The sequence below is a fragment of the Pseudomonas sp. NBRC 111139 genome (genome assembly GCF_001753955.1).
GTDB lineage: Bacteria > Pseudomonadota > Gammaproteobacteria > Pseudomonadales > Pseudomonadaceae > Aquipseudomonas > Aquipseudomonas alloputida.
This window is the reverse complement of the sequence record NZ_BCBP01000104.1, coordinates 1-14,391: the sequence shown is the minus strand read 5'-3', so window position 1 is coordinate 14,391 and position 14,391 is coordinate 1. Positions and strand designations below refer to the sequence as shown.

16 protein-coding genes are annotated in these 14,391 nt (G+C 63.0%); 6 read left to right on the top strand and 10 right to left on the bottom strand.

Annotated elements, in window-relative coordinates; translation table 11 throughout:
- Positions 1–186: 186 nt before the first annotated feature.
- The 3 genes from BJQ17_RS28145 to BJQ17_RS28135 all read right to left on the bottom strand — a co-directional run bounded on the left by BJQ17_RS28145 (position 187) and on the right by BJQ17_RS28135 (position 4,406).
- A complete protein-coding gene (locus BJQ17_RS28145; RefSeq protein ID WP_064614031.1) occupies positions 187–2,319 on the bottom strand; it encodes a TonB-dependent siderophore receptor in 2,133 nt (710 codons plus the stop codon).
- A 304-nt stretch (positions 2,320–2,623) separates the two neighbouring features.
- On the bottom strand, positions 2,624–3,004 hold the full coding sequence (locus tag BJQ17_RS28140; RefSeq protein ID WP_003252855.1) for a hypothetical protein: 381 nt from the start codon (positions 3,002–3,004) through the stop codon (positions 2,624–2,626).
- A gap of 214 nt (positions 3,005–3,218) precedes the next feature.
- Positions 3,219–4,406 (bottom strand): MFS transporter, encoded by a 1,188-nt coding sequence (locus BJQ17_RS28135; RefSeq protein WP_070096933.1) that lies wholly within the window; start codon positions 4,404–4,406, stop codon positions 3,219–3,221.
- A gap of 106 nt (positions 4,407–4,512) precedes the next feature.
- Between BJQ17_RS28135 and BJQ17_RS28130 the strand changes: the two genes are divergently transcribed.
- A complete protein-coding gene (locus tag BJQ17_RS28130) occupies positions 4,513–5,397 on the top strand; it encodes a LysR family transcriptional regulator (RefSeq protein ID WP_014754113.1) in 885 nt (294 codons plus the stop codon).
- 39 nt (positions 5,398–5,436) lie between these two features.
- On the opposite strand, the gene BJQ17_RS28125 is transcribed toward BJQ17_RS28130, so the two are convergent.
- The gene (locus BJQ17_RS28125) at positions 5,437–6,186 is read right to left on the bottom strand and encodes a 3-oxoacyl-ACP reductase family protein (protein ID WP_003252861.1); all 750 of its coding nucleotides are present in this window, start codon (positions 6,184–6,186) and stop codon (positions 5,437–5,439) included.
- 118 nt (positions 6,187–6,304) lie between these two features.
- Here BJQ17_RS28125 and BJQ17_RS28120 point away from each other — a divergent pair, with 118 nt between their 5' ends.
- Complete coding sequence (locus BJQ17_RS28120) at positions 6,305–7,243, top strand: LysR family transcriptional regulator (RefSeq protein ID WP_019752255.1); 939 nt, start codon at positions 6,305–6,307, stop codon at positions 7,241–7,243.
- 59 nt (positions 7,244–7,302) lie between these two features.
- On the opposite strand, the gene BJQ17_RS28115 is transcribed toward BJQ17_RS28120, so the two are convergent.
- Both BJQ17_RS28115 and BJQ17_RS28110 read right to left on the bottom strand, forming a co-directional pair.
- Positions 7,303–7,773, bottom strand: coding sequence for a GreA/GreB family elongation factor (locus BJQ17_RS28115; RefSeq protein ID WP_004577091.1), 471 nt, complete (start codon positions 7,771–7,773; stop codon positions 7,303–7,305).
- Between the two features lie 2 nt (positions 7,774–7,775).
- Positions 7,776–8,183, bottom strand: coding sequence for a hypothetical protein (locus BJQ17_RS28110; RefSeq protein WP_003252867.1), 408 nt, complete (start codon positions 8,181–8,183; stop codon positions 7,776–7,778).
- Positions 8,184–8,312: 129 nt separating this feature from the next.
- Between BJQ17_RS28110 and earP the strand changes: the two genes are divergently transcribed.
- Together earP and efp are read left to right on the top strand one after the other, a co-directional pair.
- Complete coding sequence (earP, locus tag BJQ17_RS28105; RefSeq protein ID WP_003252869.1) at positions 8,313–9,446, top strand: elongation factor P maturation arginine rhamnosyltransferase EarP; 1,134 nt, start codon at positions 8,313–8,315, stop codon at positions 9,444–9,446.
- A 48-nt stretch (positions 9,447–9,494) separates the two neighbouring features.
- Positions 9,495–10,064, top strand: coding sequence for an elongation factor P (gene efp, locus BJQ17_RS28100; RefSeq protein ID WP_003252871.1), 570 nt, complete (start codon positions 9,495–9,497; stop codon positions 10,062–10,064).
- Between the two features lie 115 nt (positions 10,065–10,179).
- Here the strand turns inward: efp and BJQ17_RS28095 are convergent, their stop codons facing one another.
- From BJQ17_RS28095 to BJQ17_RS28085, 3 genes are all read right to left on the bottom strand, one after another.
- Positions 10,180–10,608, bottom strand: coding sequence for an organic hydroperoxide resistance protein (locus BJQ17_RS28095; protein WP_003252872.1), 429 nt, complete (start codon positions 10,606–10,608; stop codon positions 10,180–10,182).
- Positions 10,609–10,748: 140 nt separating this feature from the next.
- Entirely contained in the window at positions 10,749–11,204 is a 456-nt protein-coding gene (locus BJQ17_RS28090) for a MarR family winged helix-turn-helix transcriptional regulator (protein WP_003252873.1), read from the bottom strand.
- Positions 11,205–11,262: 58 nt separating this feature from the next.
- The gene (locus BJQ17_RS28085) at positions 11,263–12,216 is read right to left on the bottom strand and encodes a LysR family transcriptional regulator (protein WP_003252875.1); all 954 of its coding nucleotides are present in this window, start codon (positions 12,214–12,216) and stop codon (positions 11,263–11,265) included.
- A 113-nt stretch (positions 12,217–12,329) separates the two neighbouring features.
- Here BJQ17_RS28085 and BJQ17_RS28080 point away from each other — a divergent pair, with 113 nt between their 5' ends.
- A complete protein-coding gene (locus BJQ17_RS28080) occupies positions 12,330–13,079 on the top strand; it encodes a sulfite exporter TauE/SafE family protein (protein WP_003252877.1) in 750 nt (249 codons plus the stop codon).
- A gap of 28 nt (positions 13,080–13,107) precedes the next feature.
- On the opposite strand, the gene BJQ17_RS28075 is transcribed toward BJQ17_RS28080, so the two are convergent.
- Positions 13,108–13,959 (bottom strand): LysR substrate-binding domain-containing protein, encoded by an 852-nt coding sequence (locus BJQ17_RS28075; protein WP_003252879.1) that lies wholly within the window; start codon positions 13,957–13,959, stop codon positions 13,108–13,110.
- Between the two features lie 96 nt (positions 13,960–14,055).
- Here BJQ17_RS28075 and BJQ17_RS28070 point away from each other — a divergent pair, with 96 nt between their 5' ends.
- Positions 14,056–14,274, top strand: a complete 219-nt coding sequence (locus BJQ17_RS28070) for a DUF1127 domain-containing protein (RefSeq protein WP_014591954.1) — start codon at positions 14,056–14,058, stop codon at positions 14,272–14,274.
- Positions 14,275–14,391 lie beyond the last annotated feature (117 nt).

Here is a 14,391-nt window from a genome sequence, read left to right as displayed (position 1 = left end):
TTTCAAGGCCATTGGGGCTGCTGCGCAGCCCATCGCGCCAGCTTTTAGAAATTGAGCAAGACAGTTGCTCCCACGGGCAATTGGAGTGCCCCCAAGAAGTTGGACACCAATCCAACCCTTGGGGGCAGTCCACACCTGTGGGAGCGGCCTTGTGTCGCGAAAGGGCCGCAGAGCGGCCCCGGCAATCTAGAAGCTGATCGAAGCCGAAAGCCGAGCGGTACGCGGTGCCCCCTGGAACAGGTAGTTATCCCCCAGGTAATCGCCCACATCGCGCCAGTATCGCTTGTCCAGCACGTTATCCACCGTCAGCCGCAGCACCGTGTCATACCCGGCAACACGGGTACTGTAGCGGCTGCCAAGGTCGAACACGGTATAACCGCCAACCTCCACATTGCCCGCCTGGCTCGCATACTTGCTGGCGCTATACCGCGCCCCGCCAAGCAGCGCCAGCCCCGGAACCGGCAGGGCATATTCCGCATGCAGCGCCGCCCGGAATTTAGGCACGTTGATCGCCTGGTGCCCTTCGTAGGCTTCGGTGCCGCTGTTCTGCACCCGCGCCCGAATGGCTGCCGCACTGGCCTGTACCTGCAGGTTCGGGGTCACCCGGCCGCTGGCACCCAGTTCCAGGCCGGTATTTTTCTGCTGGCCTTGCTGCACGTAGGTGAAGTTGCCGGTGCCGTCCGGGCGCGCGTACTGGTAAGCCTGGCGGATCTGGAACAGGGCGGCACTCAGGCTCAGGCCTTGCCAGTCGTGCTTGAGGCCAAGTTCAAGTTGGCGGGAGGTGGTGGGTGCAAGGATCTCGAATCTGTTCTCAGTGGAAAATGGTGCGGTACCGCCTGCAGACAGCCCTTTGGCGTAGCTCGCATATACAGTGGTGTTCGGCTGCAGCTTATAGATAACTGCAGCATTGGGCAGCAGCTCGTATTGGCGGGTATGGCGCCCGGCTATGCCGTTCTCGTCCCAGGTCTTTTCATCCAGGCGCACTTCACGGGCACCCAGCACGGTCTGCCATTGCTCGTTGAAGCTGATTCGATCGCTGACGAACAAGCCGTACTGACGGCTGTCCAGTCGGCGCTCGCTGGCGCCTACGGGTTTGTCGGACGGGTCGAATGCAGGGGCGCCGGTGTTGATGTTGCCGGTGCCGACCCATTCCATATAGCTGGGGCGCTGATCCAGTGTGCGTCGCTGCGCACTGGTACCCACGGTCAGCTCGTGCCCTACGCCCAGCGCATCGAAGTGCCCGTTGAGCATGGCCTGTGCCTCGTCGGTACGGCGGGTATCGTCGGGGCTGCGGAAGTCATAGATGTCGTAGTCGCCATTGCTGCCGAAAAACGCCCCCTCGCTCGAACCCCAGGCAAACGCGCTGTAGTCGTCGATCACCACTTTGCTGCGGGAGGCGCTCAAGGTGCCGGTCCAGGTATCGTTGAAGCGGTATTCGAAGCGGCCGCCCAGGTTCAGTGAGTCGTTCTGCACGGGCTTTGCCCAATGCTGGTAGGCCAGGCGGTCTTCCGGGTCGACGCCGTGTGGCACTTCAGTGCCTCCGAGCAGCTGGTAACCCGGCACCGACGACTGTTCGCGGTGTTGATACTCGGCATCCAGCTGCAGGGTGGCATCCGGGTTGATCTGCCAGTCGAATGCCAGCGAGGCGAAGTCGCGCTTGCCGTCAGCGTGGTCGACGTAGGTGCGGATGTCTTCATGGGCCAGGTTGGCGCGCAGGCCGAACTGCTTTTCGCTGCCGAACCAGCCGCCAAGGTCGGTGGCCAGATAGCGTTCGCCCTGTTCGTTGGTCGATACCGTGACGCTGCGTATGTCTTGGGCCCGCTTGGTCACATAGTTGATCAAGCCGCCCGGCTCCGACACGCCGGTCTGCAGCCCGGACAGGCCCTTGAGCAATTCCACCTGCTGCTTGTTTTCCAGGGCTACGTTCTGTTCGCCGGCAATGGTCTGGCCATTGATGCGATAGCTACTGGCGGCGTTCAGCTCGAAGCCGCGCACATTGAAGTTTTCGTAGTAGCCGATGGGGGCATAGCTTTCGCCGACCGAGGCATCACTTTGCAACACTTCGCTAAGCTTGCGTACCTGGCGGTCTTCCAGCAACTGCTGGCTGAACACGCTGACAGAGGCGGGGGTGTCGAGCAGTGGCGCGGGCTGGAAGCCGCCCACAGCGGCCTGGCGTGCCTGGTAGCCATCATTGGCGTAGGTGTCGGAGACCTGCAACGGGGCCAGCATCACGCTGTCTTCGGCAAACACAGAGGGGCACTGCAGGGCCAGGCCCAGGCTGAGCAGGCTCAGGGGCAGGCGGGGGTGATGCGGGGGCATGCGGTGGGGCTCCTGGATGCGCGATACCTGTACTGGCCCTTTCGCGGGTAAACCCGCTCCTACACTGGTTGGTGGTACACCGGTTGGGATACACCCGTTGGTGATGCACCGGGCGGCGATACACCCGTTGGTGATGCACCGGGTGGCGATACACCGGTTGGTGATGCACCAGGTGGTGATACACCGGTTGGTGATACCCCTGTAGGAGCGGGTTTACCCGCGAAGAGGCCGGCACAGGCCATGAAAAAGGCGGCATCTTACCAGCCGCCCTCTACATAAAACGATCCAGGCCCGGCGTATTCAGTCAGCCTGTCTTGATCGGCCGCTTGTGCTGCCGCCAGTTGTCATCGATCTTCGACCAGGTCTTGCCATCGGTAATGGCCATCAGCTTGCGTCCATCCTTGAAGGTGGCCAGAAAGGTTGCTTCTTCTTCCTTGCCACCCAACCACAGCCCGGCCAGCAGCCCTACTGGGCCTGCCACCAGGGCGCCGGCCACGCCCCAGCCCAAGGCGCTGCCAAGGCTGCGGTTGGTTTCCAGGCTGGCCAGCCGCAAGTCGCTGATGCGTGCCAGGGAAATCCGCTCACCGGGTGAGGGGCTGCGCGCGGTCTTGAGTGTGAGCGATCCATTGCGATACTCGCCTTCACCTTGCAAGAAATCGCCGGACTGTACCGTGAGTCTTGTCATAAATTCATCCTGTCAGGGAAAGGGCATTCCAGCGCTTAATGAGCGCTGCCCCGGCAGGCAAGTCAACGGCATTGCGACGGAGGGTAGTGCGGTACTTTGTCGCCGTGGCTGGCCTCTTCACGGGTATGCCCGTACCCACAGGCGTATCACTGCCCTGAGGTTTGTGAGGCACCTGTGGGAGCGGGCGTGCCCGCGAAGAATCCAGCAAGCATCTTCAGGCCACCTGCAAGGTGTTCTTGCGCTTGCGTTCGGCCCATCCCCAGGCCAGCAACGCCAGCCCGCCAATCACCAGCCCGGCCACCACGATCCCCATCCAGCCCTGGCGCTGGAACAGCTGCGTGCCCAGCAACGACCCAAGCGCCCCGCCAATGAAGTAGCAGGTGATATAACCGGCATTCAGCCGCGTGCGTGCCTCGGGCCGCAGGGCGATCACTGCGTTCTGGTTGCTCACATGCACCAGTTGTACCGCCAGGTCGAGCATCAGCACGCCCAGCAGCAAGGCGAGCAGCGACTGTTCGGCAAACCCCAGCGGCACCCACGACAGCAGCAACACCACCAGGCCCACGGTGGTACCCAGCGCGCCCTTGCCGCGGTCTGCCAGGCGCCCGGCCCAGTTAGCCGACAACGCACCCGCCGCACCGGCCAGGCCGAACAGGCCGATCACTGCATCCGAATAGTGGTAGGGGCCTTTCGCCAGCAGAAACGCCAGGGGTGTCCAGAACAGGGCGAACAGGCTGAATGCCAACAGACCGAGCAGCGAGCGCAGGCGCAGCACGGGTTCTTCGATGAACAGACGGAACACGGAGCCGATCAGTGCCGGGTATTTCAGCCCGGCGTGGCTGTGGTGCTGTGGCAGGCTGCGGTACAGCGCCACGGCGGTAACTGCCATCAGCACGGCGGCCAGCACGTAGATACTGCGCCAGCCACCCAGCTCGGCCATGAAGCCGGCAGCAGTACGCGCCAGCAGGATGCCCAGCAGCAGGCCGCTCATCAGCGTGCCGACCGCGCGCCCACGCTGATGCGGCTCGCTCAGGGTCGCTGCCATCGGCACGAGGATCTGTGCCACCACCGAGAACAGCCCGGTCAGCGCCGTGCCGAGCAGCAGCCAGGGCAGGCTGGGTGCACAGGCGCTGATGACCAGGCCCAGGGTGGAGACAACGGTCATCACGGTAATCAGCCGGCGCTGCTCGAACAGGTCGCCCAGCGGTGCCAGCAGTAACAGGCCGGCGCCATAGCTGAGCTGCGCGGCAATCACGATGCTGCCGGCGCTGGCGGTGCTCAAGCCAAACTGCTGGGCGATGCTGTGCAGCAGCGGTTGGGCGTAATAGTTGCTGGCCACGGCCAGGCCTGTGGCGGTAGCCATCAGCAGGATCAAGGCGCGGCTGAGAGTGGGGGGGTGCATGCAGTTCTCGTGGGGGCAGTGGTGTGTGGTGATGATTATCAGGAAGTGTCAGGCATGACACCAATGTATAGTTTTCAACCTATTCATCTTGAAATCAGATAGATCGATGAACCTCAAGCAGCTCGAATATGCCCTTGCCGTGGCCGACACCGGCAGTTTTACCCGCGCGGCGGAGCGCTGCCATGTGGTGCAGTCGGCCCTTAGCCATCAAGTGGCGCGGCTGGAGACGCAGCTGGGGGTGAGCCTGTTCGAGCGTAGTTCGCGGCGGGTACGCCTGACACCTGCGGGGGAAGCCTTTGTACTCAGTGCACGGCCCGCGGTGGAGGCGGCCCGGCGCATTGCCGATGACGTGGCAGCGGCCTGCGGCCAGGTGCGCGGGCGGCTGGCGATTGGTGAAATCAGCTCGCTCACCGCGCTGGACCTGGTCGACCTGTTGGCGGTGTTTCACGGTCGTTTCCCGGATGTGGATGTACGCTGGCTCACGGCCAAGAGCGAATTGCTGATTGCTGATGTGCTCGAGCGGCGCCTGGACGTGGGTTTTATCGGGCTGTGGCAGGGCGAGGTGGTGCAGGGGGTGCAGCATCGGTTGCTGGCCCGGGAAGAACTGGTGGCGGTGTTGCCGTTGGGGCATCGCCTGGCGGGCAGGGCACAACTGGCGCTGGCTGACCTGGCAGGTGAGGTGTTGGTGGACTTCCCCGAAGGCACCGGGGCGCGACGCCAGACCGACGAGGCGTTTGAAGCAGTGGGGTTGCAGCGTCGGGTGCAGTTCGAGATCGGGCATGTTCGTCTGGTGGAGAAATTCGTGCAGCGGGGCATGGCCGTCGGCCTGGTGCCCGAGCGGGTGGCTCAAGGCATCGAAGGGGTGGCAGTGGCGCGGTTGGTGGATGCCCCGGTGCGGCACTTGTATGCGGTGTGGTCGTCCAGCCCCACACCGGCTGCCCGGGCTTTTCTGGACGTGATGGAACAGTGCCTGGGGGCACAGAAAGGCTAAGCCTGTGCCGGCGTTGTCGCGGCACAGGCAACCATTCAATCAGGCTGCAAACCCACCATCCACAGTCAGGCTGGCCCCGGTGATGTACCCGGCTTCAGGCCCGGCCAGGTATGCCACAAAGCTGGCAATCTCCTCCGGCTCGCCATACCGCCCAATGGCCATCAGCGGAATCAGGCTCTCGGCAAACTCGCCACTGGCCGGGTTCATGTCGGTGTCCACTGGGCCGGGCTGCACATTGTTCACGGTAATGCCCTGCGGCCCGAGGTCGCGTGCCATGCCGCGGGTCAGGCCAACCAGTGCCGACTTGCTCATGGCGTACGGTGCACCACCGGCAAACGGCATGCGTTCAGCGTTGGTGCTGCCAATGTTGATGATACGACCCCCCTGGCCCATATAGCGTGCGGCGGCCTGGCTGGCGACGAACACGCTGCGTACGTTCACGGCCAGCATGCGATCGAAGTCGGCCAGGTCGAACTCTGTCACCGGGGCCACTGCCAGCACGCCGGCGTTGTTGACCAGGATATCCAGCCGGCCCAAGGCTTTTACGGTGTCATCCACCGCCAGTTGCACGGCCGCGGCATCAGCGCTGTCAGCCCGCAGGGCCAAGGCTTTGCCGCCGTTTTCGGTAATTTCCCGGGCCAGTTCTTCGGCCGGGCCGGCAGAGCTGACATAGGTGAAGGCCACTTGCGCGCCTTCGCGGGCCAGGCGCCGCACGATGGCTGCGCCAATGCCTCGGGAACCGCCCTGAACCAGGGCCACTTTGCCTTCGAGTGTAAGTTGCTTGGACATGCTGTTCTCCTGCTGGAAGCCAGGCCGAAATGCCTTGGATGGGCACAGTATCGGCGCTCGATTGCCTACTGATAAGATGGTAATCACTATCAGCAGAGTAAACCTTTGGTTGCTAATTATGGCCATGGAATCATTCAGCGCGTTGGAGTGCTTCATCCGCAGTGCCGAGGTCGGCAGTTTTGCCGAAGCCGCCAGGCGCCTGAGCCTTACCCCGGCTGCCGTGGGTAAGCACGTTGCGCAGCTGGAAGCGCGCCTGGGTGTGCGGTTGTTCCAGCGTAGTACCCGCAAGCTGACCTTGACCGAAGCGGGGCAGCGTTTTCTTGGCGAGGTCAGTGACAGCTTTCGCACCATTCAGTACGCCGTGGCCAACCTGGCCAGTGCAGAAGGCCAGCCGGCCGGGTCGTTACGGGTGAGTATGGGCACGGTGTTCGGGCGTTTGTACGTGTTGCCGTTGCTGGGGGAATTCTTGCGCCGTTACCCGGCGATTACCCCGGATTGGCATTTCGACAACCGCCAGGTCGACCTGATCGGCCAGGGTTTCGATGCAGCGATTGGCGGTGGTTTCGAACTGCCGCCAGGGGTGGTGGCGCGCAAGCTGACCCCCGCGCACCGGGTGTTGGTGGCGGCGCCGGCCTATCTGCAGCGGCACGCGCCGATAGAAGACCCGCAGGCGCTGCAACGCCATGACGGCATCCTGGTGCGGTCACCGCAGACCGGGCGGGTGCGCTCGTGGCCGTTGACCAGCCGTTGGCAGGCGCAGCAGCCGCTGCAATTGCGTCAGGCGATGACCATGAGCGATTCGGACGCGGCGTGCGCGGTGGCCGAGCAGGCGCTGGGCATTGCCCTGGTGAGCCTGCCGTTTGCCGTGCCCTACTTGCTGGCCGGGCGCCTGCTGCGGGTGTTGCCGGACTGGTATGTGGACGATGGGCATATCAGCCTGTATTTCGCCGAGCACAAGCTGTTGCCGGGCAAGACCCGGGCGTTCATCGATTTTGTGGTGCAGCAGTTTGCCGAACAGGGGCTGGCGGGGCGGTTCGATGCCTTGCAGGCCCTTTAGAGAATTATTGCCTGTGCCGGCCCTTTTGCGGGCCCGCCCGCGCCCGCGAAGAGGCCGGTTCAGACAACATCGACAATGAACGATACCTGTGCGCCCAGGTTCACCTCGTCATCCACGCGCTTGCCCAGCAGTTGCTGCCCCAGCGGCGATCGTGGGGTAATCACCGTCACCAGTCCGTCACCCTCGCCAATCTTCAACCCCGCTGCCTCAGGCCCGAGAAACAGCTGGCGTTGCGCGCCATCTTCATTTTCCAGGGTCACCAGGTTGCTTACCTGCACACCGCGCGCTGGGTCGTAATCACGCAGCAGCAACTGCTGGTAGATCACCAGCGCCTGGCGGATCTCGGCACTGCGGCGGGCCTGGCCGGTGGCCAGGTACGAGGCCTCCAGGCCCAGCGTGTCATACTTGTTCTCGGCAATGTTCTCTTCGGCGGTGGCGGCCTCGTAGGCGGTTTGCGCCGCGCGGGTCAGCACGTCCAGGTCATGCGCGAGGGTGGCGACAATCAGCGCCAGCAGGTGGGGCTTGTCCATGGTCAGTAACAGAACTCCAGCACGTTGGCCTGGCTTTTTTCGGTGGGCGCGGTACGGTTTTGCTGCAGCCAGAACTGGCACTTGGGGCTGTTGAGGTTGCGCGGGTTGCCTTGGGCGGCATCGGCGGCCTGTTGCAGCGCCTGTTTGTGCAGGATGTCCTTGTAGCGTTCGAACATCTCGGCCTGGGCATCCTGGGCATCCTGGGCAGTGGCCGGTGCAGGCGTTGCAACGGGGCGGTCTGCATGCGGGGCTACCACCTGGGCCAGAGGTTGCACCTGCTGTGGCCACAACTGCTGGGCCAGCCACAGGCTCGCGGCAATGGCCATGGCGCCCAGCCACAGGCCCAAGGCAACGCACATGATCAACGGCAACGGCTTGAGGGTGATCTTCAATTCACGGTGGCGCGGCATGGCAGCCTCCTGGCAGCGTGGTAGGGGGGCATTGTCGCATGCGCTTGGGCATTTTTCTGCGCAGGTGCTTTTGTCTGCGCCAATTTATGCGCAGAATTCGCTGTTTTTGCACCCGCACGGGAGGGGCGCATGAAAGCCACCTGGGACATCTTCTGCAGCGTCGTCGACAACTACGGCGATATTGGCGTGACCTGGCGCCTGGCCCGGCAGTTGGTGGCCGAGCACGGCCTGGCGGTGCGCCTGTGGGTGGATGACCTCAACGCTTTCACGCCCATGTGCCCTGGCGCCGATGCCACGGCGGCCCAACAGTGGCAACACGGCGTGGATGTGCGCCACTGGCCGGCAGCGTGGTTGCCGGTGGCGCCGGCCGATGTGGTGATCGGCGCGTTCGCCTGCCAGTTGCCCGCGGCGTATGTCGAAGCCATGCGCGCCCTTCCGCAGCCGCCGCTCTGGCTCAACCTCGAGTACCTGAGTGCCGAGGACTGGGTGGAGGGTTGCCATGGTTTGCCTTCGCCGCAGCCCAACGGTTTACGCAAGGTATTTTTCTTCCCGGGCTTTACCGACAAAACGGGTGGTTTGCTGCGCGAGGGTTCGCTGCTGGCCCGGCGTGACGCGTTCCAGCAGTCGGCGGAGGCGCGCCGTGCCTTTTTGCAGGGGCTTGGTGTAGACCTTGTGCCGGATGCGCTGCTGATCTCGCTGTTTGCCTATGAAAACCCGCAGCTGGGCAACTGGCTTGATGCCCTGGCTACAGCTGACCAGGCCTGCCACCTGTTGGTCCCGCAAGGGCGCATCGTCGCGGGGCTCAGCCAGTGGTTGGGCGAGGGGCCGCTGCACGTGGGTGATGTGCGCACCCGTGGGGCGCTGACCGTTCAGGTGCTGCCTTTCGTCAGCCAGGACGACTTCGACCGGCTGTTATGGAGCTGCGATTTCAATGCCGTGCGTGGCGAAGACTCGTTCGTGCGTGCGCAGTGGGCGGGGCAGCCGATGCTGTGGCACATCTATGTGCAGGACGAGAATGCCCATTGGGAAAAACTCGAAGCGTTCCTCGCGCATTATCGCTGCGGCCTGTCAGACGATGCCGATGCAGCCCTACTGGGCCTGTGGCGTGCCTGGAACATGAATATCGACATGGGCCAGGCCTGGCGGGCGGCCCGCCAGCATTGGCCGGAACTGCAGCAGCATGCCCGCCTTTGGGGGGCGCGACAGGCCGCTCAGCCGGACCTTGCCGAAGCGCTAGTACACTTTTACCGAAATTCGCTATGATACGCGGCCTCGATTTTTATAAATCCATCCAGATTCGGATACTTCGTAATGAAAACTGGTAAAGAACTGAAACCCGGTACCGTACTGCGGATCGACAACGACCCGTGGCTGGTTCAAAAAGCTGAGTTCACCAAGTCGGGCCGTAACAGCGCGATCATGAAGACCAAGCTGAAGAACCTGCTGACCGGCTACAAGACCGAAACCGTATACGGTGCGGACGACAAGCTGGACGACGTGATCCTGGATCGCAAAGAAGCGACCCTGTCGTTCATCAATGGTGACGAGTACACCTTCATGGACACCACCGACTACACCATGTACGAGCTGAACGCCGAGGACATCGAAGCCGTTCTGCCGTACATCGAAGAAGGCATGGAAGACGTCTGCGAAGCCGTGTTCTTCGAAGGCCGTCTGGTGTCGGTTGAGCTGCCGACCACCATCAGCCGTAAAGTTGTCTACACCGAGAACGCTGCTCGCGGTGACACCTCCGGCAAAGTCATGAAGCCTGCCAAGCTGGCGAACGGTACCGAGATCTCGGTTGCCGACTTCATCCAGATCGACGAGTGGATCGACATCGACACTCGCGACAACAGCTTCAAAGGCCGTTCCAAGAAGTAATGCTTCTTGCGAGACGCAAAAAACCCGGCGCAAGCCGGGTTTTTTTATGCCTGTGTTTTCCCAATCCTCAGCGCGTGCTTGTGCTCCCACAGGGGATCGCGCCAGCCTTTGCGCCTTAGACGGTTACGTGCAGGCGCACATCCACATTACCGCGGGTGGCATTGGAGTACGGGCAAACCTGATGCGCCTTTTCCACCAGCCCTTCGGCATCGGCCTGTGCCAGGCCCGGCAGGTTGATGAGCAGGTCGATGTCCAGGCCGAAACCGCCCGGGATCTGGCCGATGCCCACCTTGGCGGTGATCGAGGCATCTGCCGGCAGGGCTTTCTTCTCTTGCCCGGCCACGAACTTCAAGGCGCCGATGAAGCAGGCCGAGTAACCGGCGGCGAACATCTGCTCGGGGTTGGTGCCGTCACCGCCCGCGCCGCCCAGCTCTTTGGGGGTGCTGAGCTTGACTTCCAGCTTGCCGTCGCTGGAGCGGGATTTGCCGTCGCGCCCACCGGTGGAGGTTGCTTCTGCGATGTACAGCGGAGTGACCTTTTGCATCTTGAGCCTCGCTAATGTGCTGTGCGCTCCCGTTTGCAGGAGGGCGGGGGTTGGTGTGGGATTTAAATTAGCGCGCAATTAGTTAGTGCGCAAGATAAATCATCGCCGTTCATCGGAACGGCCATTTCACAGCATAGCGCTCAGAGGTTTTTCTGCAGGTTTTCGCGCAGGTTCAGCAGGTCGGCTTGCAGTTTCTGCAACTGCTCAAGGCTCCGCCCGCTGGCCTTGAGAATGCATTGCGGCACCTGTTTGGCCTGCTGTTGCAGGGCGCGGCCTTTGTCGGTCAGCTGTACCATCACTACCCGTTCATCTTCGCGGCTGCGGTTGCGCTGCAACAGGCCTTCGCTTTCCAGGCGCTTGAGCAGCGGGGTCAGCGAGCCTGGGTCGGTCAGCAGGTGCTGGCTGATTTCGCCCACGGTCAGGCCGTCACGCTCCCAGAGCACGAGCATGGCAAGGTATTGCGGGTAGGTCAGGCCCAGCGCCTGCAGCAGCGGCTTGTAGACCTTGGTCATCAGCAACGAGGTGGAGTGCAGGGCGAAACAGACCTGGTTGTCCAGCAGCAGCTCGTCACAGGAGGCTTGGGTGTCGGCGTTCATGCAGGTCCTTGAAAGTCATCAATGGAAAATTCTGGCACGCTGATCATCAGTGCGCGAATTAATCGCGCAGTTCACTGCGCAAGGCCAGGTCCCAGGGTGGAATCGGGCTGAAGCGGCTCTTGAGGAATTCGAGCAGCAAACGGCTGCGAGAGTTCGTTTCATGTGCCAGGCGTAGCGCGTAAATGCCGCTGGTCTCGGCTTCAGGCATGCCGCCGTCGCAAAACAACGGGATCAGCTCGCCGCGCAGCAGGTATTCACTGATCAGCCAGGTGGGCAGGTGGGCTATCCCCAGGCCGGCGAGGGCGCCGAACAGCAGGGTTTCGGCATTGTTGGCGGCCATGCGCATGCGCGCGGGGCGGTACAGGCGGGTTTGCCCGGCCACACTGAAGCGCCAGGCGAACGGCGGCGCCAGGCCATCCCAGTCCAGCCCGTCATGCCCGGGCAGTTCGCTGGGGCAGGTGGGGATGCCGCGGCTGGCCAGGTAGGCGGGGCTGGCGCAGGCAATGCGCACCATGTAGGCGAGCGGCGTGGCGACCAGACGGGTGTCGGCCAAGGGGCCGGCGCGCAGCACCAGGTCGACCTCGCCCAGGTGGCTGCCCTGCAGGTCGACGAAGCTGTCGATCAACCGCAGTTGCACGTCCAGGCCCGGGTAGGCCACCAGGAAGTCGGCAATGGCCGGGGCCAGGTGGCGGCGGCCAAACGCGGCAGGGGCGTCGATGCGGATCAGGCCTTCCGGGGCATTGCTCAGTGACACCGCTTCAGCCCGGGCCAGGCGCAACTCCTCGATGATGCGCCTGGCCCGCTCGGCAAAGGCGTTGCCTGCAGGCGTGGCCCGCACCGCGTGGGTGCTGCGGGTGAACAGGCGGCTGCCGACGGCGCTTTCCAGGTTGTCGATGCGCCGTGCTACCGCAGACGGGGTCAGCGGGTGGCGACGGGCGGCGGCAGAAAAGCTGCCGGTTTCCAGCACATCGAGGAACAGGCTCAATTGGTCGGTCAGGGTATCGGGGTTCATGGCTGCCTTGCTTTTGCGAAAAACGCACAGCCATTGTGCGCTGCTGTGCGTTTCCCCGCCAGCGCACACTCGTTAGCATGCTCGCATTATTGGTACAGGCGGACGAGGCCCTGATGATCGAGTGGTTGTTGTATATCGTGCTGGGCGCTGCCCTGGGCACCATGGGGGGCTTGTTCGGCATTGGTGGCGGGCTGATTGCGATTCCGGCATTGGGCGTGCTGTTTGGCCTGGACCAGCAGTTGGCGCAGGGGACCGCGTTGGTGATGGTGGTGCCCAATGTGCTGCTGGCGCTGTGGCGGTATCACCAGCGCAACCGCATCGCGTTGCGCCATGCGTTGCCGCTGTCGGCGTGCAGCTTCTTGTTTGCCTGGCTGGGGTCGATCTGGGCGGTGGGGCTTGATGCGCATTCCATGCGCCTGGGTTTTGTCGGCTTCCTGGTAGCGTTGGCGGTGTGGAACGTGGTGCGGATGTTCATGAAGGTGTCGCCGCCGAGTGCTGAGCTGCGTCATGCCTGGCCGTGGCTGGGTGTGCTGGGCAGCTTTGCCGGCACCATGGGCGGCTTGTTCGGGGTGGGTGGGGCCGTGGTGGCCACGCCGATCCTGACCAGTGTGTTCGGCGCTACTCAGGTGGTGGCGCAGGGGCTGTCACTGGCGCTGGCGGCGCCGAGTACCTTGGTCACGCTGGTGACCTATGGCGTGCACCATAGTGTTGACTGGGGGGTGGGGATTCCCTTGGCGGTGGGGGGCTTGCTCAGCATCAGCTGGGGCGTGAAGCTGGCCCACGCGTTGCCGGAGAAGGTATTGCGGGCGATGTTCTGTGTGTTCCTGGTGGTCTGTGCGGTGATGCTGGGGTTTGAGCTTTGAGAGGTTGGGGCCGTTTTTCGGCCCCCGATCACTTGAAACCCTCAACGATGTAGTCGGCCATGCAGTCGGTGATTGGCGAGGGGGTCTGCGTACTGCGCACCAGCATTACATTGGCCATGGGCAACTGTGGCAGCCCTTCGCTCTCACCCAGAATGCGGATGTTGCCCCCGATCAGGCTCTGCAGCTGCGCGGTCACTGCCAGCCCGGCGGTGACGATGGCAAAGATCGCCGCCAGGCTTGGGCTGGTGTAGGCAATACGGTAATCGATGCCCTGTGCCTCCAGCGCATTGCAGGTCCAGGCGCGACAGAAGCAGTCGGTGTTGAACAGCGCCACCGGCATCGGCCGCTGTTCGTGCGGGCAAAAGCCTTCTGCCGCGGCCCACACCAGGCGTTCCTGGCGTAGCAACTGGCCAATCTCGTTGCCGGGCTCGCGGGTGACGATGGTCAGGTCCAGGTCCTGGCGCAGCATCAACTGCTTGGACGAATCGCAATGCACTTCCACCTGCACCAGCGGGTAGGCTTGGGCAAAGCTCGACAAGATGGTCGGCAGGAAGCGCATGGCGTAGTCGTCTGGTGTGCCGATGCGCACCAGCCCAACCATGTGTGGCATGCGCAGGGTGTTGAACACCTCGCCATGCAACTTGAGAATGCGTCGGGCATACCCCAGCAGTACCTGGCCTTCGGCGGTCAGCCGCACCTGACGGCCATCACGTTCGAATAGCTGGCGCTGCAGAATGTCTTCTTCCAGGCGTTTCATCTGCATGCTGACCGCTGACTGGGTGCGGTTGACCACTTCGCCTGCGCGGGTAAAGCCGCCTTGCTCGGCAATGGCGACGAAGGTGCGCAGGACATCCGCGTCGAGGCTCTGGTACTGGGACATTGCATCAATCTCCGAGATGCATTGCATCAGAAACATTCGTTGGATTGATCTTATGCCTGGCGTGAGACTGAGGCCATCAACACGGAGGGCTTCACGATGAAAGGTCATGTCAGCAGCATCCAGCAACCTGCCTTTTCCCTGAGCTACCTGTGGCATGCGGCCTTGCAGCGTCCGGCGCGCTGGCTGGAGTTGTACCGTCAGCGTCAGGAACTGGCCAGCCTCAGTGATGCAACCTTGCGCGACTTGGGGTTGAGTCGGGCGGATATCCAGCAAGAGGCCGAGCGGCATTTCTGGGATGATCCTTTGAGGAAGTGATGCCATGCGTGGCAGTCGCTTTTGCTCCAGCTCCAGCTCCAGCTCCAGCTTTTGCTTTTGCTTTTGCTTTTGCTTTTGCTCTTGCTCTTGCTCTTGCTCTTGCTCTTGCTCTTGCTC